Here is a 21865-nt window from a genome sequence, read left to right as displayed (position 1 = left end):
TTAAACAAAATTCTGTCATTGTATTTCAGTCAAGGCAATCGGTCAGGCCTCTACTGTCGGACACCGGGGCCCGCGAGCAACGAAAGCGACGATCATGTATGTGCGAGAGCCGTCAGCCGGAACCCGGAAAGCCAGCCGGGCATTTGTGCCGCCAGCCGACCGCAGCGGATCGCGCCGCGGCTTCGCGCCGGCATTGCGCTGGCGTACCACGGCGGCGATGGGGCTGGTTTTCCTGTTGCTCGGCTGTGACACCCCTCCGGCGGCTTCGATCGATCCGCTTTATTCCCAGAGTTATTCTCCCGATTATACCCGGGGTTATACCCAGACTTATGCACAACCGTCGGCGGGGTCGCCCGGCGGTCTGCGGGCCGCCAGCGCCATTGTCTCGGCCCCCGATGCCAGTCCAGATACCAATTCCAGGGGCGCCTGGGCCGCGTCGGACTTCTTTGGCGGCGATCCCGAACTGGATGTCGGACCGCCGGAGGTTGACACATATTGGGGAATGATTCTGGCCGAGACCGTACCGATTGCCTGTCCCGGCAGCGCCTGCCCTACGGCACAATGGCGTTCGGTGATCCAACAGGGCCGATCCCTGCCATTGCGCGACCGGGTACTAATGGTTAACCGGTTCGTGCTGCAGCAGGTTGCCTACAGGGAAGACGTCGAGCACCAGCAGGGCGAGGATGACTGGAAAACGCCAGGGCAGACGGCTGAGGTGGGATATGGCGATTGCGAAGACTTCGCGGTGGCGCAGTACTACCTGTTGCGGGCGATGGGAACGCCGCCTGAATTTCTGCGTCTGGTGCGAACCGAAGAGCCGGGCGCCCTGGATCATATCGCCCTTGCGGTGTCGTTCGCCGAGCGGATCGTTGTCATGGACTACGATGGACTCTGGGGTCCCGAACGCTACGGCGCCTTGATCGCGTCGATGAACGAAAACCGCGTCTGGGCGCATGCAGATCCGTTCAACCGGGACAATGCCGAGGCGCGATCGGTCGCCGGATTTGAGGGGGCACGTTGACGGTGGACCGTCGTAAAAATCCGCCGGATCAGCCAGTGGTGCCATTTGCCAACGCGCTCCGAGCAACACCGGTTGGCACACGATAGTCCGACATGTTCTATTCAGGAACGGTCGGAGAAAAAGTAGCGGTCACCGACGCTGTGGAGAAACGGATGTATGACAACGATTTCGACGCCATGATCGCCGAAGGTCTGCGAAGCGAGGTTCCCCAACGCCTGCTGCTCGTGCTGCTCAAGGTTGAAATGTCTGACCAAGTCGCGACGGACAAATCCAGCGGGACTTTGACCCCGGTTATGGTCAACGATATCGAACTCACTTCCAGGGTCAGCCGCAAGGCACTTATGGACGAGGCCGATGGCGTTGGTCATCCATGGGATATGATAATGGCATCGACCGTAGAAAACAAAGGCGGTAAAGCACCCACCGGCGACGATGCCAATCCGCTACTTGAGAAAATGGCAGGCGATGTGCTCCAAGGGCGTGACCTTACCGCTTATGCAGTATTCGACCGGAGCGGAAACCGTTTGGTCGTGAATACCGGTCCTGATGGTTAAGACCCTTCAGCGCCCGCGGAATGTCAGGTTTGCCCGCCGATGCGGCTTACGGATTTGATGCATAGCGCAAAATGACGCCGCCGTTCGTGAGCGCGCTTCGAGCAGGGTCATCGGCTTGCTGGACCAGCCTGCCTGAAAAAGGGGCGTGCCCGAACCGCGGATGTTCCAGGCAATGAGCTTGCGCATCTCCGTCTCCGCCTGCTTCTGACCCTGCCCCGGCAATGTACCCGCAATCTGTCAGTCTGTCGCCCATTGACGAGACGGAAGCATGCGCAGAAGAAGGCTTCTTGCGGAGTCGTGCCGGCGCATCACTCGACGATCATGACGCTGGCACGGCCTGTCAGGCACGTTCCCTGGTGGTGGAGAAAACGAGGTCCGGGTTCGTTTGCTGGACGTGGTTCAGGTCCCAGTTGTTTCGGGCCATATAGACCGGATTGCCGTCACGGTCTTCTGCCATCGATCCCCGGTTCTTTTCCGCGAACTCGCGAACCTCTTTGGCATCACCGCCGACCCAGCGGGCCGTCACATAGGGGGCTGATTCAAACCCGGCCTTGACATTGTATTCGGCGGCGATGCGGGTCGCCAGAACATCCAGCTGAAGTTGGCCTACGACGCCGACAACCCACTGTGATCCGATCATCGGCTTGAACACCTGGGTGACGCCTTCTTCGGCCATATCTTCCAGCGCCGAGCGCAATTGTTTGGCCTTCAGCGGGTCGTCGAGCCTGACACGCTGAAGGATTTCCGGCGCGAAGTCGGGGATGCCGGTAAAGCGCAGCGTTTCGGTTTCTGTCAGGGTGTCGCCGACGCGCAAGGTGCCGTGGTTGGGCACACCGATGATGTCGCCGGGGAACGCTTCTTCGGCCAGTTCGCGGCTTTGCGCAAAGAACAGGATGGGGTTGTATATCTGGTGGGTTTTGCCGGTACGTGGTTGCTTGAGTTTCATGCCCCGTTTGAATCTTCCGGAGCAGAGCCGCATGAAGGCCACCCGGTCCCGATGGTTCTTGTCCATATTGGCCTGGACCTTGAAGACGAACCCGGTCACTTTTTCTTCGTTCGGATCAACAACGCGGGTGGTCGTTGGCTGCGGCCGCGGCGCCGGAGCATGGGCGCCAACGCCGTCCAGAACTTCGCGAACACCGAAATCCTTGAGTGCCGAGCCGAAATAGACCGGCGTCATGTTCCCGGCGCGATAGGCTTCGGGATCGAAGGTCGGGCAGGCGCCTTTGACGAGTTCGGCATTTTCGGCAAGCTGATCGTAGAGTTCGTCGCCAATGCGTTCGCGCAGGGCGGGATCGGCGATGGATGGGCCGGTCTTGTGATCGTTGGCCGTTTCGCCTTTGCCGATCAGCAGCATTCGGTCGGCGCGAAGGTCATAGCAGCCCTTGAAATCGATGCCCTGGCCCACCGGCCACGACGCCGGAGTGGTCTCCAGCTGCAATGTGTCGGCGATTTCGTCCATGAGTTCAAACGGGTCGCGGCCTTCGCGGTCCATCTTGTTCACGAATGTCGTGATCGGAAGATCGCGCATCCGGCAGACCTCGAACAGCTTTCGCGTCTGCGTTTCGATGCCCTTGGCGGCGTCGATGACCATGATCGCGCTGTCAACGGCGGTAAGCGTGCGATACGTATCTTCGGAAAAGTCCTCGTGGCCCGGCGTGTCGAGAAGATTGTAAGTGATGCCGTCATAATCGAAGGTCATGACGGACGTGGTAACGGAAATGCCGCGCTGTTGTTCGATCGCCATCCAGTCCGACCGCGCCCGGCGGCGTTCGCCGCGCGCCTTGACCTGTCCGGCCAGATGGATCGCGCCGCCCAGAAGCAGCAGTTTTTCCGTGAGGGTCGTCTTGCCGGCATCGGGGTGGGAGATGATGGCGAAGGTTCTGCGCCGTTCCGTCTCCTCCCGCAGGTGGTTGGCTTCACGCGCCGCCACGAGGGACTGTCCTTCCGATGGATTGGCAACCATTGACGTACTCATATCGAAGTTTCTCGTTTTACCGTTCCGTGCCGGGAACAACCTCGGCGGGAAGGGGCGGCGCCGGCCCGGGACGATCTCGGACCCGAAACATGTCCGGTTCGCACGGATTGTGCCCGGTCGGCACCCGCACCCGCCGCTTGCCGGAATGGACGACGGCGGTGTATCACAGCCGCGCGGCCAAAGCGAGGGCCGACGGCCGAGGTTTGGATTCGGACGCGTGGTGGTGACGAGAACCGGACGGCAGCGTCGGCAGAAAATCCCACATTGCTGTGGATAACTCTGTGGAGACGAATTGTGGTATGGCTGTGCCCTTGGCTTCCAACTGGTTGCCTAAAAATTGGGCATTTTTAAATTATGATTTAATAACAGGATGTTACGGAATTACTTGGGTTGGGTTTCGCCAATGCGCCGCGACTCGGCCACGGGATGCCGGGCATCGGGGCTGTGTGAACAAATCGCCGCATCTCGACCAGAACTCGTCGATGCCAAACGGCCGCCGTGACACTGTGTATATCCAGTTTTCAGGATCGTCGACTTCGGGAAGCTTGTGGGTTCGATATTCGGACTGAGACGGTTATGTTACTGAATTGTGTCAACGGAAATCGTTTGTCTTCTAACTGATGATCAGGAGCAGCGCCGACCGGATCATCGTGAACCGCAACAAAGCCCGGCAGTTTCGGCCGGAAGTTCGGGAATATCCTGCATGCGGAATCAGATCAGAAAGATTGCACCGGTTGTTCTTTCCGGGGGGGCGGGAACGAGGCTCTGGCCACTGTCCCGATCCGCCTATCCCAAACAACTGCTGTCCCTGTTCGGGGATGAATCGCTGATCCAGCAGACGGTGCGCCGGGTCAGCGGCCGCATAGATGACGATGCGTCATTCTCGGCGCCGATCGTCGTTTGTAACCAGGAACACCGGTTTCTCATCGCCGAGCAGCTCCGTAATGCTGGTATCGATCCGGACGCCATCATCCTGGAACCGGCGGGCCGCAACTCCGCGCCCGCCGCCGCAATTGCCGCCATGACATTGGCGCAAGCGGACCCTGAAGCCCTGATGCTCCTGACGCCGGCCGACCATGTCATCCGGGACGTGCCGGCCTTCCTCGATGCCGTGGCCACCGGCATACCGGCGGCGGCGGACGGCAGGCTGGTCACATTCGGCATCCACCCGTCACACCCGGAAACCGGCTATGGCTATATCCGCGCCGGGTCGGTGGCGGAGGGGAACGCCGGCGGTACCGGGCTGCAGGGCGCGGGCGATGCCGGGGGCAAGGCAGACGCGAGCGGCCGGGCCTTCCATGTCGCGTCGTTCACCGAGAAGCCCGACATCGAGACAGCGACAGGGTTCCTTGCAAGCGGCGACTATTACTGGAACAGCGGGATCTTTCTGTTCAGAGCCGACACGTTTCTCGGCGAGCTGGGTCGGTTCGAGCCAGAAATTCTGGCGGCATGCCGGACGGCGATCGCCCAGGCGCATAGCGATCTGGACTTCACCCGCCTTGGTGAGGGATTCGCCCGCTCGCCGGGAGTGTCGATCGATTATGCGGTTATGGAACGCACGGACAAGGCCGTTGTGGTACCCGTTGATCCCGGCTGGTCGGATGTGGGGTCGTGGTCGTCGCTTTGGGATCTCGGCGACAAGGATGGCGACGGAAATGTCCTCGACGGCGACGTGCTGTCGCAGGACAGCCGGAACAACTTTGTCAAGTCGCCGCAAATTCTGACGGCTTTGGTGGGCGTTGACGATCTCGTCGTGGTCGTGACGGATGATGCGGTCCTGGTGGCCTCGCGCGATCGGGTGCAGGACGTGAAGAAGATCGTCGAGGGGCTCAACCGGCAGGGTCGGCCCGAAGGGTCGGTGTCGCACCGCGTCTATCGGCCCTGGGGCTTCTACCAGTCAGTGCACCGGGGGGAAAGGTTTCAGGTCAAACGGATCACTGTTACGCCGGGCGCGCAGCTTTCATTGCAAAAACACTATCATCGGGCCGAACATTGGGTCGTCGTCAACGGTACGGCCATGGTAACGCGAGACGACGAAAAGATCATGGTCCGCGAGAACGAGTCGATCTACCTTCCCCTGGGCTGCACCCACCGGTTGGAAAATCCGGGCAAGGTTCCGCTGAACCTGATCGAGGTGCAATCAGGTGCATATCTCGGCGAAGACGATATCGTCCGCTTCGACGACCAATACGGCCGCACCGACTAGGTCGGGCCAGCGTGTGAACCACGGCAGATCGAGGGACAGTTTTAATGACCGATCAAGGGGCTGCGGGTGACCGGCCGCCGAAGAAAGCCGGAGCCGGGCGGCCGGAAGACGAGGCGCGTGTTACGGATCTCGAATTTTCCGGCGCCGATGTGGTGATTGTTGAAAGCCCCGACGGTCTGCGTTCGGTCGTCAAAGGCCGCGAACTGGTCGATGCCGCCGATGCAAACGCCGATGTGTCCCCGGGGCGCGAGACCGTGAAGGTCATGACGGTGCGCTGCGACCGGTGGACGGAAGTGGCTCTGATCCTTGCACGTATGGGCCATTAGTTTATCGTGGACATTCCTTTGCGTCCGGCGGCGGCGCAGATGGTGCGGCTGTACCACAGTAATGTCACATCGGCGCCCGATTCTTGTAAGCTTCGCCTGATAGTTTGCGATCCTGCTGATTGAACCGGGCGGGACGCGACAATCCCGGCACGGTGCGTCGGGCCGTTTGCGATGCCGATATCTGTTTAATATCAAACGCCTCTGCTATTGTCCTCATGCAACGGCTTAGGCTTCAAAATTCGAGAGAGGCTGAAACGATGTCTGACGACCGCGCGCCGATGCAGGCGGATACGGAACTGGCCAATGTCAACGACCCGATTGTTCAGGAGATCCTGGCCGCGACAGCCGGTGGGGCGGCAGTCGCGCCCGACGCCATTGCCCGCCGATTTGCGGACCGCCGGCGCAAGCCGGGTGACGCTCCCGACATCTGGCGCAAATATCTGAATGCAGTGCGCCAGCAGATCACCAATCTGGCCAGAAAAGGCTCGCTGGAAATCCTGCGGAAGGGGGAGGTCATCGACCCTTCGGAGATGAAGGGGTTGATCAAGGTCCGGCAGCCGTTCACAACATCCGGAAATTGATCGGTTCAGGTCTCCAGGCCCCGCAGTATCCGCACAGTGGTGCTTGCTAAGAATTTGTTAACCATAAATGTGGCATCGTTCTCATTAGTTAGTTTGCTATCAAAATATCCTGTGCCGCCAGAAAGGTTGCGGGAAAAAATTACCGCCTGCTGTCAGGCGGGGTCCGCTATCGGGATCCGTATCCGGAGTTCTGTAATATGATGCGCCATCGTCGAAAATCGATCAAAATGGCGGCTGGCGCTGCCCTGGCGACAGTTCTCGTTGGCTGTATGCCGCAGTTTGGATCCGTCGGATTTACGGATGTTCCGGGGGCGATCGAATCATTGGCACTGCAACCGCCAAACAGGCCGGCACCACCAAGCGGGCCCGTGCCGGCCGTCAGGGTCACCAGATCAGCGCCTTCGGCATCGATGGGGAGCGGCGCACCAACGGCAGAGGTGCCGGTCGACACCTCGGTTTCTGGCATTGGCGACACCGACGATGAGGAAAACGGCGATACCCGCACCGACCTGGAAACGATCGCGCAGGGCATTGTCGCCATCCGGCAACTGGAACAAATAATCGGCGCATCAGAGGCTGCTGTACGTGAACGCATCGGCAACCCGGTCATGGTGGCGCCACGACCACCGGGGATAGAATGGAACTATCGACAGGGCGACTGTGTTCTACAGGTTTACTTCTTCATGGAACTCGCGACCCGAGATTTTCGAGTTCTATCGTATGACCTGACGGGGGACGATATCGATGCCAGACGCGAATGCGCCAGTCGATTTACACGAGAGCGGCAAGGAGCAACGGTCTCCGATGCCGTCGGCTGAGGTGTGCCGGATTGCGTTCATCGATGATGATCCGGCTTTCCAGGAGGCGTTGACCGGCAACCTGGAAGATGCCGGCATGTCCGTTACCTGCCTGCCTTCCGGCGAGGAGGCGATGGCCTGGTTCCGGGACGGGGGCACGGCCGATGTCGTCCTGCTGGATTGGCGGATGCCGGGCATGGATGGCATTGATGTGCTCAATGCCATGCGCGCGGAAGGATTCGACGATCCGGTGATTTTCCTGACCGTATTGAACGATCAGATTTATGAAGAAGCGGCTCTGGCCGGCGGGGCCATCGATTTCGTCGAAAAATCGCGCAATTTCCCCATTCTTTTGCGCCGCATACACCTGATCGTCGGTGGGCGGAAATTTCCCGCCACCGCCGAAGCGGACACCGGGCGTGAACCGGGCGACGATGCAACCATCCGCGTCGGCGATCTGGAACTGTTTTCCGATCATTGCCGCGCCATGTGGAAGAATGTGGAGGTCGACCTGACCTTGACCGAATACAAGATCGTCGCGCTTCTCGCCGGCAACCCCGGTACCGACACGACATATCGCGAGATCTATGATCAGGTTCGGGGTGAAGGCTTCGTGGCCGGCTATGGTGATGTCGGATACCGGACGAATGTTCGTGCTTTCATCAAGCGGATCCGCCAGAAATTCAAGGCGATCGACGAGTCGTTCGAGGCAATCGAGAACTATCCCGGATTTGGCTATAGATGGCAAAACTGACTTCCGATGACGATGCGGCCGCCGGATTGCCCACCGATCAGAAATTCGGTGTCGTTCGGTGGCTCGCGACGTCATTGGTCGTGCGTCTTGTTTTCGTGCTGATCATCTTTGCAGCCGTTCCGTTCTTTCTTTATCAGCAGCTCAGAGCAGCCGATGCGGAGAAGCGGAACCTGTTGCTTGAAAGCTCCCAACGGGAAGGCGCCATCATCGGCGCGGCACTGCACGCCCGTCTGGAACGGGAAAACGGCATCCCCGCTGACCTGAACGAATTTCTTGCCGGGTTGATCGGGCCGGACACCGGCGTGAAGCTGCTGCTCAGCCCCGGCGAGGGAACGGCGCGCGATTTCTTCTACGTCGCCGCCGCGCCGTCCGTTCCGACGTCGGCGCTGGAGTTCGAGCGCACTGAACTGATCGAAAGGGGGATTCTGTCGCGGTTGGCCGAGACCTGCAGCGGAAATCTGCCGATCGCGCTCAGGATTCCGCGGCCCGACGACGAAGAGCCGGAGACTGCCAGCCCGGAGGTTCCGCCGCTGGAAACGCCGGACGGCCTGGATACGAGCATCGCCGACCAACTGGCCAATGTTCCAAACGGGCATGTCCCCGATCCCCAAGCCCCGGACACGGCCGAGCGGGAAAGGCGGACACCTTCGAACGTGGAAATCCTGACCTCGATTACGCCGGTTCGCTCGTCTCAAGGTTGCTGGGCGCTCGTCACCTCGCATTCGACGGATTCGTATCTGGAGACGTCCATCGGCCAACCCTATTGGATGACGCCGGAGGTCCGCGTGGCTGGCGCTGTCTATCTGACCATGGCGCTGCTGGTAACGGCGATATTCGTGGCGATCCTGAGCAATCTGCGCCGTTTCGGGCGCATCGCCCGCCAGATCCAGCGCACCGACGGACAGCGCGGGGCGGAAGCCGCGTCCGAGGCGCCCTCGTTCGCCGCGCAGAACACGGTTCCGGAACTGCACGATGTCGCACACGAGTTCGACCGGCTGGTCAGCCGACTGCGCGATTCCGCCGAAAGCATCCGGCGCGCTGCAGAGGACAACGCCCACGCCTTCAAGACCCCGATCGGCATCATCCGTCAATCGCTTGAGCCATTGCGGCGTCTGGCGGGCGAGCAGCCCCGGGCGGTGCGGTCGGTCGAATTGGTCGAGCAGGCGGTTGCCCGGCTCGATACGCTGGTATCGCTGGCCCGCCACGCCGACCAGTCCAGCGCCGACACGGTCGAACCGGATCGGGAGCGCATCGATCTTTCACGGCTGCTGTCGCGGTCGATGGAAGGTTTCGGCGCCCTGGAGACCCGGCACCGGGTCTCGTTCTCGATAAAGATCGCCGACTCGCTCTGCGTCCTGGGGGACGAGGAGATGCTCGAAACCGTCGTGGAGAATGTGGTGGACAACGCCGTGAGTTTCTCGCCGGAAGGGGGCAGGGTCGACATCGCGCTGCAACGGGACGGTGGAACAGCCGTAATGACCGTCACCGACGATGGACCCGGCGTCGACCCGGAGAAGCTGCCGCATATTTTCGATCGCTATTACTCTGACCGGCCGACCGGCGGCGGGCCCGGCATCCAGCCAGGCGAGCGTGCCGATCCGGGCAATCATTTCGGCATCGGATTGTGGATCGTGCGGCGGTATGTCGAGGCGATGGGTGGTCGGGTTTCTGCCCGAAACGTTCCGACGCGGGGGTTGCGCGTGCTGGTGAGGCTGGAACTCGTCACATGATTTCGGCACGGCAGCCGTTGGATTGCGGATGCCGCCCTGCCGGCGGGCTGCGCCTGGCTTTCGTGCTCATTCTGGTGATGCTGGTCGTGACAGGGTGTACCCGTCAGCAACAGGAAGCGCGACTGCTGCTGGAGGATATTCAGGCGGGTGAGCGGCCATCGGCCCTGAAGGTGCGCGAACCGGCGCCGGAGGAAAACCTTACCCGAACGAACCTGGGCGATGGTAGGGCGCTCGACGTGCTGGTCGTGCAGCCGGGGGACAGTGGCCGGATCCGTGGTACGATGATCCTGGTGCCGGGTCTGGCGCCGGATGGCCTGGACGACCCGCGTCTGCGCACCCTTGCCCGCAGTCTCGCGCGCGTCGGCTTCGAGGTCGTCATCCCTGAACTGCCGGGGACTGCGGATCTGGTTGCCGACCGCAGCGACCCCGATGTTCTGGCGGCCGTCGTGGAGACCGTCACCGATCGCCCCGATACAGGGCGTGTGATATTGGCCGGCGTGTCCTATGCTCTGGGACCGGCGGTGTTGGCGGCGACGCAGCCGGATATCGCGCCCTTGACGGCGGCCATCTTCGGCGTTGGCGGCTACTACGATATCGAAACGGCGATCGGTTATCTGACAACCGGCATGTACCGCGATCCGGACGGGGAGTGGCAGAGGGGGCCAGTCGACCAGCGTGCTGTCTGGCGGTACGCTTTGGCCAATGCGGACCGGGTCGACGACGCCGCCGACGCCGACCGCCTGCGCGAGATCGCCGCCCGGCGGTTGGAAGACGACGCGGGCAAAGCGGTCGACGCCCTGGGGCCGGAGGCCGCCGCCATCTACAACCTACTGGTCAACGACGACCCGCAGGCCGTGCCGACCCTGATCGGCCGATTGCCCGCCGGCATGCGCGAGGATTTGTACGCTTTGTCGCCAGCCCACCGCCAGGGACCGGCCCAGCGGGTGCGAATGATCCTGGTGCACGGACGCGACGACCCGCTGGTACCCGCCCCGGAGAGCACTCGGCTGGCCGAGGCGCTGGGGACACCCGACAGCCGCGTGGTCACGGCCGCGTCTCTGGGACATGCCGGGTTCGACGGCAGCCTGGGCTGGGGGGATAGGCTGCGATTGCTGGCGGCGGCCACCGACCTTCTGGACATCCGCGACGGACTTGCCGGCCGATAGCGCGAGCACAACGCCGCGTTACATCACTGCTTTCAGGGTCATCCAGATGCCCATGGCGATCATCATCAGGTTCTCGGTCAACGAGATGAAGCCGAGCGGAACATTGCTGTCACCACCGACGCAGGCGCATTCCAGTTCGCGCTTGTCGATATAGACAGCCTTGAAGACGGATACCGCGCCGACGGTGCCGATGAACAGCGCGACCGGCACCGCCAGCCACAGCAGGGCGCCGGAGATCATCAGGATCCCGGCGAATGCCTCGCCGAACGGATAGAAATAGGCATAGGGTACCGCACGCTGGGCCAACAGGTCATAGCCGAGGAACATGTTCGAAAAGCTCTCGACGTCCCGCAACTTCAGGATCGCGAGCACGCACATGCTGAACGCGATGAACCATTCGGCAGCCCGGACGGTCAACAGATCGCCATACATCGCCCAGCTGGCGGCAAGCGCCATCAGGGCGGTGACGGAGAAAACGGCAATCACCGGCGTATAACTCACGGCCTTGGGGTCGATGACCGGTTTGCCGAAATGTCGCTTCACCTCGTCATAGCCGCCGATCCGTTCACCGCCGATGAATACCTGCGGCGTCGTCTCGACATCGTGTTCGGCCTGGAAGGCGTCGGTCTCGTCGCGGGTGGTCAGCCAATGGTCATCGACGGAATATCCCTCGCGGCGCAACAGATCGCGAGCCTTGAGCCCGAACGGACAGACATGGTCGTCCATGACCATCCGATAGAGGACGGCCTCGCGGGTGTTGGTAGTGTCGGCGTTCATGGTGAATGCCTCCATGCCGTTTCGGTGTGCCGTGCCAACGTGTGCCACGACACCTCGTACACGCCATGTGAGGGTTCAAAGTCGGTATTGCCACCCGGTTCCCGAGAAGCGGCCGATCGGGTGCCCCGACGCCTATCGAAATCCAGGCACCGGGTCGATAAAGGGGTGGCCGGTCAGGTTTTCCGCGGCGAATGCTCGGGCGACGGCCGGGCGGGCGGCGAGTGTTTCGAGCAGGGCCCGCAGATGGGGCAGGGCGGTGATCGTCGATGGCGCGATCGCGTCTCTCGTTGGATAGAGTTGCGCCCAGCGGATCAGCGGTCCGAGATAGATATCGCAGATCGTCATCGTCTCGCCCGTCAACCACATCTGGCCGTGACGTGCGATTTCGCGGTCGAGGATTTCCAGATGGCCTTCGAACCGCGCGGCAAGTCCGCTGCGAAGCGATGGAATGGCGGCGGCGTTCTCGACATAGCGGTCGGTATAGAACCGTGTGCGCAATTCCGCGTGAACGGTATTGGACAGGAAGAACAGCCATTTCAGGCAGCGTCCGCGCGCCCTGGGGTCGGTCGGCAGCAGCCCGGCGTGCCGGTCGGCGAGGTATATCAGGATCGCGCCGGTTTCGAACAGCGGTTCGTCCTGTTCGGGCGTCGTCAGCACCGGCAGCAGCCCCTGTGGGTTCAGCGACAGATAGGCGCTTTCCCGGTGCTGCGATGCCGCCCGGTCAACGAATGTGGCGTTGTAGGGAACGCCAAGTTCTTCAAGCGCCGTCCGGATGATGATGTTGGCCGAGTCCGGCGAATAATATAGCGTATAGGGCATACGGATTTCTCCAGCGGCATTGACCGAAATCAGATTTCCGGCCGCATTAACATGGTATCGACGGCAGTCACAGCGTCTGACATCGCCTTTCCCCGACGACCCCACCTCAACGATCGACGGTCACATGCCAATCGACAATACGTTCTATGAGATCGCGGCCCTGGTCCTGCTGGCGTCCGCCATCGGGCTGGTCGGGCTGATGTTGCGCCAGCCTCTCGTGGTGTCGTTCATCGCGGTTGGCGTGATCGCTGGTCCCGGCGTTCTGGGGATCGCCCAATCGACGGAGTACATTCACCTGCTGTCGGAAATCAGCATCGCGGTGCTGTTGTTTCTGGTCGGCCTGAAGCTGGATATGAGTCTGGTGCGGACCCTGGGCCCTGTGGCCCTCGCGACCGGGCTGGGGCAGGTGACGTTCACGGCGGTGTTCGGGTTCGCGATCTGTGTTGCGTTGGGGATCGACTGGCTTACCGCCATTTATGTCTCGATTGCCCTGACCTTCTCCAGCACCATCATCATCGTCAAGCTGCTATCCGACAAGCGAGAGATCGACAGCCTGCACGGCCGCATCGCGCTTGGGTTCCTGATCGTTCAGGATATCGTGGTCGTACTGGCCATGGTCACGCTGTCGGCGCTGGGCGTCGGCGTTGCCGGCGACGGTGGCGCCGGCGATGTGCTTGGCGTGATCCTCTATGGCATTGCCGCAATGGCGTTCGTCGCCGCTTTTATTCGCTGGGTTGCCGAACCGGTGATGCGGATGGTGTCCCGCTCGCCGGAACTGATGGTGATATTCGCCGTCGGCTGGGCGGCGGGATTTGCCTCCATCGGCGACCTCATGGGTTTCGGCAAGGAACTCGGCGGCCTTTTGGCGGGCGTATCGCTGGCGACGACGCAGTATCGAGACGCCATCGGATCGCGGCTCGGCAGCCTGCGCGACTTCCTGTTGCTGTTCTTTTTTCTCAGCCTCGGCCTGTCGATGGATCTTGGCACTCTGGGCGGTCAGGTCGCGCCTGCTCTGGTGTTGTCGGTCTTCGTGCTGGTCGGCAATCCGCTGATCGTGCTCGCGATCATGAGCTATATGGGCTATCGCAAGCGCACCGGTTTTCTGGCCGGGTTGACCGTGGCACAGATCAGCGAATTCTCGCTCATCTTCATGGCAATGGGCGTGACCATCGGCCACGTGACGGAGGAATCGCTCGGCCTCGTCACGCTGGTCGGTCTGGTGACGATCGCGTTGTCGACCTATATGATCACCTATTCCCACCATCTTTACGGCTTCCTCGAACGGTGGCTGACACCGTTCGAGCGCCGCCATGCGTTCCGCGAGGAGGGCGGCGAGGATGCGGCCGCCAGCCACGGAAACTACGATTTCATCCTGTTCGGGCTGGGCCGCTATGGCCGCGAGATCGGCGACCGGCTGGCCGCGCACGGCTATCGGATCCTGGGCGTCGACTTCGATCCCGAAGCGCTCAGGGCATGGCGCAAGGCCGGTCACAAGGGCTGTTTCGGCGATGCTACCGATCCCGAATTCGCCAGTCATCTACCCTTGAGCCGGGTACGGGCGGTCATTGCCGCAGTGCCGCGGACGACCGGCGGTCTGACCGACGCCGATCCGCGGATGGCTTTGCTCCATGGGCTGCGCAGTCAGGGCTTCCACGGCCGCATTGCGCTGGCCATGCACACCCCGACGGATTCCGACGCGCTCAAACGCCAAGGGGCCGACATCATCCTGACGCCGTTCGCCGATGCCGCGGAATTCGCCGTCGCCGCCATGGAAAAGGTGCTGGCCGAGGATCGCGACCGCCCCGTTTGATCCGGTCCCCTTTGACCTGGATCGCCTTTGACCTGGATCCCCTTTGACCTGGATCAACGACGTCCCCACATGCCGGGGGCAGGTTACGCCACCTGAACCAAGGATCAGAAAAGGATTCCGCCATGAGCCACGTTCCCCACGAACTCGCAGAAGAGTTCCCCGACAAGACCGACGCCATTCATCGGCTCAAGGAGAGTGACGGCCACTTCCGCAAGCTGTTCGACCAGTATCACGAGGTCAATCGCGAGATTCACCGCATGGAGACGGGCGTTGAACCGGTTGCCGAGGACGTCGAGAAGGAAATGCGCAAAAAGCGGATGGCCTTGAAGGACGAGATTGCCGGACTGCTGAACCATCAGTCCTGACCTGACACGACAGCCACCGCCTTGCGATGGTTGTTGATTTTGCGTGCGCTCCCGACAAGGTTACGATGCGCCGACGATTGTAACCGAAATCGGGAGAGTTCCATGATTACCCACACTATTCAGGGCGTCGAAGTGCCGGCCCTGGGCTTCGGCACCTTCAAACTGACGGGCGAGGACGCGACCCGCGCCGTCGCAACGGCGCTGGATGTCGGCTATCGGCACATCGACACGGCCGAAATGTACGGCAACGAAGCCGAGGTCGGCGCCGGTCTGGCCAGCGGATCGGTTCCGCGCGAAGACATCTTCCTGACCACCAAGGTCTGGCCGAACAATCTCCGCCCCGACGATCTCGGCCGCGCGCTGGCCCAGAGCCTGGACAAGTTGCGAACCGACTATCTGGATCTGTATCTGGTGCACTGGCCCAATCCGGAAATTCCGCTGGCTGACACCCTGGCTGCCATGCAGGAAGCCCAGGCGGCGGGCAAGATCCGCCGGTTCGGCGTCAGCAATTTTCCGGTAGCCCTGATGCGCGAGGCGGTCGAAAAGATCGGGGCGCCGGTTTTTTGCAATCAGGTCGAATATCATCCGTTTCTGAACCAGACACCTGTGCTGGACTATGCCCGTGCCCACGACATTCTGATCACCTCGTACTGTCCGCTGGCGCGCGGATCGGTGCAGGACAATGCGGTGCTGAAACGGATCGGCGAACGCCACGGCAAGACGGCGTCGCAGGTGACGCTGCGCTGGCACATCCAGCAGGACGGCGTCGCCGCTATCCCGAAAAGCGGTACCCCGGCCAATATCCGCTCCAACTTCGATATATTCGACTTTGCGTTGTCCACCGACGAAATGGCCGAGATCGGCAATCTGCGCGGCGGCGGGCGTCTGGTCGACCCGGCAACTGCTCCGGCCTGGGACCCGGCACCGGCAATCGCCTGATCGCACCCGTGCGGCCATCAGGATTGACCCCGCCGCGCCCTAATTCTGCTACTGTTGGCATGCAGGGCGTGAGGCTCGGGATATTGATGGATCGGAAGGCGACGGTATGAGCCGGGAGTTGCGCCACGGCATTTCTTCTCTTGAACCGATCACCACGGCGGCCCTGGCCGTCCTGGCGACCGCGAGCGGCATCTATACCTATATTGGCGTTCGCGGTCTGATCGAGGGCGACACGCTGCTGAGCATCTTTGCGTGCTTCGCCTATGCCGGCGCGGTTGCGGTCGGTATCTTCGTCTTCTGGGAATACATCATGCGGTTTCTGCCCCGGATGCGGGGCAGCGCCGCCCGGATGGGGCTGTTCGTCGCCATGGCGATCGGCTCGGTGGCCATCATCGCCATGTCGAGCTGGCTGAACGCGGCAGCACTCGCCGGATCGGCGGCTGTGTCGCAGCATCTGGCGGTGACGACCGAATCCTATCAATCCCGGCTTGAGGAAAGCCACGAGAACGCGATTGCCGCGCAATCCCTGCTGCCGGACATCCGCATCGCCGAGCGGCGGTTCCGCGATCTGGCGGAGCGCGAGCAGGCCGAAGGCACCCTGACCGGCACGGCGGGCCGGGGCACGGTGGTGCAGTATCTCGACCAGACGGCCACGTCGCTGGCCAGTCTCGGCGACCAGATATCGTCGGCCGCCGGCGAAACCGACAGTCTGTATCGTCAGGGCGGCCGCCACCTGAACCGCATGCGGGAACTGGTCTCCGGCCGGGGCGATATTCAGAGCCGGACGATTGCCTATGCCGACGAAGCGGTCGGCCTGACCGGTGTCATTTCCGCCCTGACGCAGACATCCGTCGCACCGGCCGTACAGCGTCAGGCACGGGATCTGGCGCGCTCGTTCATCCGCCCGGCCGTGGGAGATGGCGAGGGCGGCTTGCGCGACCGTCAGGCACTGGTGCTGGAGGAAGTGCAGCGCACGATATCGGAAACATCCGCAGCTCTGAGCACGGCGGCGGGTGACATACTCGACCGCCCGGCGGTGGCGCCGTTCCGCTTCACGCCACTATCACCGGCCGAAGCGGTCATCCGCTATGCCGGCGCCTTCGTGCCGAGCTGGGCGGGCGCGATCGCGATTGACCTGTTGCCCGGCGTGCTGGTTCTGGTGCTGATGGTCGTTCACGGCGCCATCCGCAATCAGGAAGACCAGATGCCGCCGGATGACAGCATAACGCTGCGCGACATGCGTTTGGCCATCGCCGCCCTGGATGCGCTGGAACGCCGGCCGTCCGCGAACCGGGCGGTGGATGCCGATCAGGCCGGGCAGGACGATGCCATCGCTGCGACGGATGCTTCGGCGGGTACCGATGCCCCTTCTACGCCCGACATCCGGGACACGGGAACTGGCGCCGACCGCCGGGCGGCGGAATAGGCGGCGAACCGCGATGGCAGACACGGAGACACAGTCGAACACCCCAACGGATAATGCCAGCGGCGGCCGGTTGTTGCGCTGGGCGGCGGCGACCCGGTCTCGGGAAGGGGCGCGCTGGATCATTCGCGGCGCGTTCGGCATGGCGGCGCTGGTGCTTGTCCTCGACGTCGTGGAAAGCGGCGCCCTGTCGCCGGGCGGGGGGCAAATGCCCGGAAACGGGGACGCCGTCGGCAATCCGACCGCGGCGCCGACGCCGGGCGATCAGGTCCGGCCCTATTCGCCGCGCCTGTGGCCGCGCCGCATTCGCGACGATGCCGCCGGCATGGATCTGCCGTCCGGCCCGCCGATGGAACCGGTGCGGGGGCGCATGACGGTGGAACGCACCGTGCCCGTGGCCGGCATGGTGACCGCGCTTGCCGCCGGGGCCATTCTGCCCGGCACGGCGGGAGAGGTGGAACGGTTCCTCAACGCCCATCCCGACATCGAAGCCCTGGTGCTGAATTCGCCGGGTGGCGCGCTGCAGGAAGGCATGACACTGGCCGACGTGATCCACGAACGCGAACTGACGACGATCGTCACGGGGGACGGGCTTTGCGCCTCGACCTGTCCGGTCGTTCTGGCGGCGGGCCGGCAGCGTCTGGTGTCGGCCGATGCCTGGGTCGGGGTACATCAGATCTTTCTGGCCGACGAGGGCGTCGAGGATACCGGCGGTCTTTTCGGTACCGATCTGGCCGTTTACGACGTGCAGCGGCTGAACGGGGCCGTGATCCGGCTGTTCGAGCGGTCCGGCGTCGATCCGGGAGTCTGGGTTCACGCCCTGGAGACGCCGCCCCTGTCGATGTATTATCTGACCGACGAGGAACTGACCGGCTTCGGGCTTGCGACGGAGTTGCTGTAGGCGGTTCGTATCGCTTGCGGTTTTGCGCGGCATGAGTAGGTTTGGTCGAGAAAAATTCAGGCGGCGTGGGTCGCCTCTATTCCTGCAGCTTTGAGCGGACGGTCTCTGGTGATCCGGCATATCGTATTCTTCTCGGCGGCGGATAAGTCCGACCTGCCGACCATTCTGGACGGTCTGGGCCGCTTGACCCGGATTCCCCATGCGCGGCGGGTCGAGATTGCGCGCAATCTGGAACTCGACGGGGTCGATGATACCACCGATGTCGTCGTCTATGGCGAATTCGATGACGAGGACGCCCTGGCGGCCTTCAAGGCGCACCCGCTGTACCAGGAATCAACCGCAATCGTGAAGCCGCTGCGGGAAATCCGCATGGTCGCGGATATTCATTCGTCCTCCTGATCCGTGATTGGCGACTATCCACGCAGGGGAGTCTTGAATAGAACAAAAAGAGAACGTAAACTCCACCTCGCGGAACGGGAAAGTGGTGGAGACTCGATGGCAGCGGCAAAAAACGCGCAGGAGAAGGGTGCTGAAACGGGCACGATCGCCGCGTTGCGGGCGCGTATCCGCCATCTCGAACACGGCGAAGCCGACAGCGGGCGGCATGGTGTTTGCCCGCTCGGCCTGTCGGCGATCGACGAGAGCCTTCCCGGCGGCGGAATCAGCCGCGTCGGCTTGCACGAGGTGGCGGGCCCGGTGGACGGACGGGGGGACGGCGCGGCGATGGGCTTTGCGCTGGCGCTGGCGGGCCGGTTCGTCGGCGCCGGAGAGGCGGGCGCGGCAAAAGAAATCGGCCGGAGCCGGATCGTGATCTGGGTCGGGCCCCATGACGATCTGTTTGCCCCGGCGCTCGCGCCGTTCGGACTGGCGGCGAATGCCCTGATCCGGGTCAAGGCGCGCGGCAAGGCGCTTTTATGGGCGCTGGAGGAGGCGCTTCGTTCCGCCGCCGCCGCCGCTGTCGTGGCCGAATGCGACGGTGTGGATCTGACCGCCAGCCGCCGCCTGCAACTGGCGGCGGAAGCCGGAAGCACGCCGGCACTGCTGTTGCGCCGCCGGCTGACCCGCAATGACGGCAGCGATGCCGGTGCGGTGCCGATCGCGGCCCATACCCGGTGGCTGGTGACGAGCCTGTCGTCCCTGCCCGAGATGACGCCGCTGGGCCCCGTGCCCGGCGTCGGATACTCGGCCTGGCGGCTGGAACTGGTGCGCAGCCGGGGTGGCCGGCCGGGTCGTTGGGATGTGGTGTGGCAGGGCGCCGGGGAGGGTGAGGGTCACGGGTTTTCCCTGATGCCGGCGCGCATGCCATCCGGTCAGTTGGGGCCCGTTTCGTCCAACGATTCGTCCGGGGATTCAGGCAGTCTCAGGCGCCATGCCCGCACGGTGCCCCCCTCCAGCCCCGTGCTTTGGGCGACGGATGTGGCCCTGTGATCGTCGAATCGGCCATCCAGAAGCACCAGCCGCGCGACCAGTGACTTGAGCAACGGCTGCATGCCGACAAAAACCCGCTGTTCGGCCGTGTCCACCAGCACTCCCGGCCTCGTGGACCCCGGTGTGGCATGGAACTCGATCAAAGACGATGCCGTGGCGACCCGCAGCATCGCCGGGCGCGCCGTGGTCCGATCGCCCGAGGTCCCATCGCCCGACTCTGGCGGCTGCAATATCAGATGCGACTCTTCCGGCGCGGCGGGATCGAACCGGAACGACACCAGCCGCCAGCCATCGGCGCTGCCGATATCGAGACCACAGTCATAGCGCCCGTTTTCATCGACGGTGCAGTCGTGCCAGTCGCGCGACCAGATGCGCGCCTGGGGTGCGGCGAACAGCGCTCGCTGCCGCCGGGACGTGACGCCGGCCATTTCCGACTGCATCTCCGGCGAATGGTTCTGGGTCCGATCCCCGGCGGCGAACGAATCCAGCAGGCGGGCCCGCTCGGCATCCCAGAAGCCCGCGATCATCCAGCCGTCGATGGAAAGCAGGTCAGACGAGGTCAGCAGATACAGTTCGCGCGTGCCGCAGCCGATCGGGTTTTCGCCATCAGGGCATGCCGAGGACGCAACCAGTGCGCCGATCGGACCATCGGCGTCGGCGCCCAGCAGCCGCGCGACGGCCGGCGTGCGGGGGCTGCCGATGGTGGCGCCATCAAGGACCGTGGCCCTTTCCGCCCAGAACGTCGCCCAATGCCCGACATCCCACCATCCGATGAGAACGGCATCCTCGGCACTGTCGTCCCGGAGCTGCGAGAACACCGACACCCATCGCTGGTCCAGGGCGGGCCGGTTGCCGGAGACGGTCTCTATCCCGCGCCAGACAGCCGCCCCCCAGACGAGGACCGGGACCAGGACCACGATGCAGGTCATGGCCGTCGCGGCGATCGCCGGTCTGGTCTGTGTCGCGCCCCGGTTACGCTGGGCCCCGGCGAGCAACGACAGCACCACCGCCAATCCGGCCCCGGAAAGAATCGCTACGGGCGGAAAAAGCAGAATGCCGAACCGTTCGGCATCACCGGCCAGGGAAAGCCCGGCAAGCAGCCAGACGACGGGCAGAATCCAGGCGGCCGGAAACCAGCCTCCGATGCGCCGAACGATCTTCCACGCCGCGGCCGCGAGACCGACCACGGCCAGCCCGCCCATGACCCAGCCGATCGTCCGGGCAATGTCGCTCCACGCCGGTTCTGTCAATTCCGCAACGCTGGCGAAGGCATCGGGCACGGGTGTGGCGTCCACCGGCGGCGGCTCAGCGCCCGTGCCGACCGTGTTCGCCGCAATGGCCAGAAATGCGCGCAGGTCGTCGGCCGTGATTTGCACCGCTGCAATCGCGCCCATTACCAGAATCATCGCCGCGACGAGCAGCACTGCGCATGCTCCCTCGCGCCACGCCCTCAACGGGCGGGGCCTGATGAACGGCCATACCATCGCCGTCAGGCCCAGTCCGGTCATGACGACGGCCAGAAACGGCCAGCCGCCCCAGGCCAGAGATAGCGTTCCCGCCATGGCGCCGGCGCTGGCGGCCCATGCAGCACGGCGGATTCCCGCTCCTGCCGGGTCAAAGGCCCGCACGGCGCAAAGCCCGCCCGCCAGCATCAGCGCCAGGATCCAGACATCGTCATCAGCGCCGAACGTGCGCTGAATGATCAACGGATTGAGGCACAGGCCAATCGCGGCGGTGACGCCGCCCGCCCAGCCGGGAAAGCCGCGCCCGACCGCGGATCGTACCAGGAAAAATGCCGTCAGGCCGCCCAGCGTCATCATCAGCCAGGCATGCACGCGGGCGGAATCCAGAATCGGCCGTGCCGGATCGATCGCCGTCCATAGCCGGTGCACACCGGCAATGGCATGAGGATGCGGCGACCAGGCGTCCAGCACTGGCCGACCGGTCGGTGCGCTGGCGAGATCGTCGTGGCAACCGTCAAGACCCGGCGTGCAGGGCGTGCCCGTCGCCGCGATCCGCCGCGCCATCCGCATAAAATAGTATGAGTCATGGCCGACCGGCAGCGACGTCCACCGCCCGGCCTCGTCCCGAAAACCATAGGCGGCACGATAGGCGTCGGCCCGTTCGTCCTGTGTGGCAGGTAAATCCGGGCCGGACTCACCTTCAGCCCAGATCTCGGCATATGGCAGAGTGTAGTGGAAGTACCGCACACCCCCGCCCGCAGCGGCAATCAGCAGCAGTGCCAGCAGGATCGGCAGCACGGGGCGCAGAGAAGCCGTCATCGCTGCGG

The 21865-nt window shown here is 63.3% G+C and carries 21 protein-coding genes; 16 read left to right on the top strand and 5 right to left on the bottom strand.

Features of this window, described 5'->3' with window-relative positions:
* Positions 1-94 precede the first annotated feature (94 nt).
* Positions 95-1021: a transglutaminase-like cysteine peptidase gene (locus ABZ728_RS13485; RefSeq protein ID WP_366656692.1), complete on the top strand. Its 927-nt coding sequence runs from the start codon at positions 95-97 to the stop codon at positions 1019-1021.
* Positions 1022-1113: 92 nt separating this feature from the next.
* Positions 1114-1575 carry a hypothetical protein gene (locus ABZ728_RS13480; protein ID WP_366656691.1) on the top strand — a complete coding sequence of 154 codons (462 nt, stop codon included), beginning with the start codon at positions 1114-1116 and terminating at the stop codon, positions 1573-1575.
* A gap of 6 nt (positions 1576-1581) precedes the next feature.
* Here ABZ728_RS13480 and ABZ728_RS13475 read toward each other — a convergent pair whose 3' ends face one another.
* Positions 1582-1761: a hypothetical protein gene (locus ABZ728_RS13475; protein WP_366656690.1), complete on the bottom strand. Its 180-nt coding sequence runs from the start codon at positions 1759-1761 to the stop codon at positions 1582-1584.
* A gap of 154 nt (positions 1762-1915) precedes the next feature.
* Positions 1916-3553 (bottom strand): peptide chain release factor 3, encoded by a 1638-nt coding sequence (locus ABZ728_RS13470; protein WP_366656689.1) that lies wholly within the window; start codon positions 3551-3553, stop codon positions 1916-1918.
* Positions 3554-4256: 703 nt separating this feature from the next.
* Here ABZ728_RS13470 and ABZ728_RS13465 point away from each other — a divergent pair.
* From ABZ728_RS13465 to ABZ728_RS13435, 7 genes are all read left to right on the top strand, one after another.
* Positions 4257-5759: a mannose-1-phosphate guanylyltransferase/mannose-6-phosphate isomerase gene (locus tag ABZ728_RS13465; RefSeq protein ID WP_366656688.1), complete on the top strand. Its 1503-nt coding sequence runs from the start codon at positions 4257-4259 to the stop codon at positions 5757-5759.
* A gap of 44 nt (positions 5760-5803) precedes the next feature.
* Positions 5804-6085 carry a hypothetical protein gene (locus ABZ728_RS13460; protein ID WP_366656687.1) on the top strand — a complete coding sequence of 94 codons (282 nt, stop codon included), beginning with the start codon at positions 5804-5806 and terminating at the stop codon, positions 6083-6085.
* A gap of 257 nt (positions 6086-6342) precedes the next feature.
* Positions 6343-6666, top strand: coding sequence for a DUF3253 domain-containing protein (locus ABZ728_RS13455; RefSeq protein ID WP_366656686.1), 324 nt, complete (start codon positions 6343-6345; stop codon positions 6664-6666).
* 437 nt (positions 6667-7103) lie between these two features.
* Complete coding sequence (locus ABZ728_RS13450; RefSeq protein WP_366656685.1) at positions 7104-7484, top strand: hypothetical protein; 381 nt, start codon at positions 7104-7106, stop codon at positions 7482-7484.
* Positions 7471-8217, top strand: coding sequence for a response regulator transcription factor (locus ABZ728_RS13445; RefSeq protein WP_366656684.1), 747 nt, complete (start codon positions 7471-7473; stop codon positions 8215-8217). The genes ABZ728_RS13450 and ABZ728_RS13445 overlap by 14 nt, the downstream gene beginning before the upstream one ends.
* On the top strand, positions 8205-9947 hold the full coding sequence (locus ABZ728_RS13440; RefSeq protein WP_366656682.1) for a HAMP domain-containing sensor histidine kinase: 1743 nt from the start codon (positions 8205-8207) through the stop codon (positions 9945-9947). The genes ABZ728_RS13445 and ABZ728_RS13440 overlap by 13 nt, the downstream gene beginning before the upstream one ends.
* Positions 9944-11113 carry an alpha/beta hydrolase gene (locus tag ABZ728_RS13435; RefSeq protein ID WP_366656681.1) on the top strand — a complete coding sequence of 390 codons (1170 nt, stop codon included), beginning with the start codon at positions 9944-9946 and terminating at the stop codon, positions 11111-11113. Before ABZ728_RS13440 ends, ABZ728_RS13435 begins: the two co-directional genes overlap by 4 nt.
* Positions 11114-11131: 18 nt before the next feature.
* Here the strand turns inward: ABZ728_RS13435 and ABZ728_RS13430 are convergent, their stop codons facing one another.
* A complete protein-coding gene (locus tag ABZ728_RS13430; protein ID WP_366656680.1) occupies positions 11132-11890 on the bottom strand; it encodes a MauE/DoxX family redox-associated membrane protein in 759 nt (252 codons plus the stop codon).
* 132 nt (positions 11891-12022) lie between these two features.
* The gene (locus tag ABZ728_RS13425; RefSeq protein WP_366656679.1) at positions 12023-12709 is read right to left on the bottom strand and encodes a glutathione S-transferase family protein; all 687 of its coding nucleotides are present in this window, start codon (positions 12707-12709) and stop codon (positions 12023-12025) included.
* A 124-nt stretch (positions 12710-12833) separates the two neighbouring features.
* Between ABZ728_RS13425 and ABZ728_RS13420 the strand changes: the two genes are divergently transcribed.
* The 7 genes from ABZ728_RS13420 (at position 12834) to ABZ728_RS13390 (ending at position 19575) form a co-directional block, all read left to right on the top strand.
* Positions 12834-14519: a cation:proton antiporter gene (locus tag ABZ728_RS13420; protein WP_366656678.1), complete on the top strand. Its 1686-nt coding sequence runs from the start codon at positions 12834-12836 to the stop codon at positions 14517-14519.
* Between the two features lie 122 nt (positions 14520-14641).
* Entirely contained in the window at positions 14642-14884 is a 243-nt protein-coding gene (locus tag ABZ728_RS13415) for a DUF465 domain-containing protein (protein WP_366656677.1), read from the top strand.
* A gap of 102 nt (positions 14885-14986) precedes the next feature.
* On the top strand, positions 14987-15823 hold the full coding sequence (locus ABZ728_RS13410; protein WP_366656676.1) for an aldo/keto reductase: 837 nt from the start codon (positions 14987-14989) through the stop codon (positions 15821-15823).
* Between the two features lie 106 nt (positions 15824-15929).
* Complete coding sequence (locus tag ABZ728_RS13405) at positions 15930-17249, top strand: hypothetical protein (RefSeq protein WP_366656675.1); 1320 nt, start codon at positions 15930-15932, stop codon at positions 17247-17249.
* A gap of 13 nt (positions 17250-17262) precedes the next feature.
* A complete protein-coding gene (locus tag ABZ728_RS13400; RefSeq protein WP_366656674.1) occupies positions 17263-18147 on the top strand; it encodes an ATP-dependent Clp protease proteolytic subunit in 885 nt (294 codons plus the stop codon).
* Positions 18148-18255: 108 nt separating this feature from the next.
* A complete protein-coding gene (locus tag ABZ728_RS13395) occupies positions 18256-18546 on the top strand; it encodes a Dabb family protein (protein ID WP_366656673.1) in 291 nt (96 codons plus the stop codon).
* 96 nt (positions 18547-18642) lie between these two features.
* Positions 18643-19575 (top strand): hypothetical protein, encoded by a 933-nt coding sequence (locus ABZ728_RS13390; protein ID WP_366656672.1) that lies wholly within the window; start codon positions 18643-18645, stop codon positions 19573-19575.
* Here ABZ728_RS13390 and ABZ728_RS13385 read toward each other — a convergent pair.
* Entirely contained in the window at positions 19458-21857 is a 2400-nt protein-coding gene (locus ABZ728_RS13385; RefSeq protein ID WP_366656671.1) for an STT3 domain-containing protein, read from the bottom strand. The genes ABZ728_RS13390 and ABZ728_RS13385 overlap by 118 nt on opposite strands.
* Positions 21858-21865 lie beyond the last annotated feature (8 nt).

Source organism: Fodinicurvata sp. EGI_FJ10296, from assembly GCF_040712075.1.
Classification (GTDB): domain Bacteria; phylum Pseudomonadota; class Alphaproteobacteria; order DSM-16000; family Inquilinaceae; genus JBFCVL01.
Note: the sequence above shows the minus strand (reverse complement) of the source record. Positions and strands in the feature narration are given on the sequence as shown.

What these genes read in the sequence shown, in the direction of transcription:
- ABZ728_RS13445 (WP_366656684.1), top strand. Translation starts at nt 7,471, where the DNA reads ATGCCGTCGGCTGAGGTGTGCCGGATTGCGTTCATCGATGATGATCCG.
- ABZ728_RS13405 (WP_366656675.1), top strand. Translation starts at nt 15,930, where the DNA reads ATGAGCCGGGAGTTGCGCCACGGCATTTCTTCTCTTGAACCGATCACC.
- ABZ728_RS13455 (WP_366656686.1), top strand. Translation starts at nt 6,343, where the DNA reads ATGTCTGACGACCGCGCGCCGATGCAGGCGGATACGGAACTGGCCAAT.
- ABZ728_RS13390 (WP_366656672.1), top strand. Translation starts at nt 18,643, where the DNA reads ATGGCAGCGGCAAAAAACGCGCAGGAGAAGGGTGCTGAAACGGGCACG.
- ABZ728_RS13485 (WP_366656692.1), top strand. Translation starts at nt 95, where the DNA reads ATGTATGTGCGAGAGCCGTCAGCCGGAACCCGGAAAGCCAGCCGGGCA.
- ABZ728_RS13385 (WP_366656671.1), bottom strand. Translation starts at nt 21,857, where the DNA reads ATGACGGCTTCTCTGCGCCCCGTGCTGCCGATCCTGCTGGCACTGCTG.
- ABZ728_RS13470 (WP_366656689.1), bottom strand. Translation starts at nt 3,553, where the DNA reads ATGAGTACGTCAATGGTTGCCAATCCATCGGAAGGACAGTCCCTCGTG.
- ABZ728_RS13435 (WP_366656681.1), top strand. Translation starts at nt 9,944, where the DNA reads ATGATTTCGGCACGGCAGCCGTTGGATTGCGGATGCCGCCCTGCCGGC.
- ABZ728_RS13410 (WP_366656676.1), top strand. Translation starts at nt 14,987, where the DNA reads ATGATTACCCACACTATTCAGGGCGTCGAAGTGCCGGCCCTGGGCTTC.
- ABZ728_RS13475 (WP_366656690.1), bottom strand. Translation starts at nt 1,761, where the DNA reads ATGCGCAAGCTCATTGCCTGGAACATCCGCGGTTCGGGCACGCCCCTT.
- ABZ728_RS13430 (WP_366656680.1), bottom strand. Translation starts at nt 11,890, where the DNA reads ATGAACGCCGACACTACCAACACCCGCGAGGCCGTCCTCTATCGGATG.
- ABZ728_RS13465 (WP_366656688.1), top strand. Translation starts at nt 4,257, where the DNA reads ATGCGGAATCAGATCAGAAAGATTGCACCGGTTGTTCTTTCCGGGGGG.
- ABZ728_RS13400 (WP_366656674.1), top strand. Translation starts at nt 17,263, where the DNA reads ATGGCAGACACGGAGACACAGTCGAACACCCCAACGGATAATGCCAGC.
- ABZ728_RS13415 (WP_366656677.1), top strand. Translation starts at nt 14,642, where the DNA reads ATGAGCCACGTTCCCCACGAACTCGCAGAAGAGTTCCCCGACAAGACC.
- ABZ728_RS13425 (WP_366656679.1), bottom strand. Translation starts at nt 12,709, where the DNA reads ATGCCCTATACGCTATATTATTCGCCGGACTCGGCCAACATCATCATC.
- ABZ728_RS13460 (WP_366656687.1), top strand. Translation starts at nt 5,804, where the DNA reads ATGACCGATCAAGGGGCTGCGGGTGACCGGCCGCCGAAGAAAGCCGGA.
- ABZ728_RS13440 (WP_366656682.1), top strand. Translation starts at nt 8,205, where the DNA reads ATGGCAAAACTGACTTCCGATGACGATGCGGCCGCCGGATTGCCCACC.
- ABZ728_RS13480 (WP_366656691.1), top strand. Translation starts at nt 1,114, where the DNA reads ATGTTCTATTCAGGAACGGTCGGAGAAAAAGTAGCGGTCACCGACGCT.
- ABZ728_RS13420 (WP_366656678.1), top strand. Translation starts at nt 12,834, where the DNA reads ATGCCAATCGACAATACGTTCTATGAGATCGCGGCCCTGGTCCTGCTG.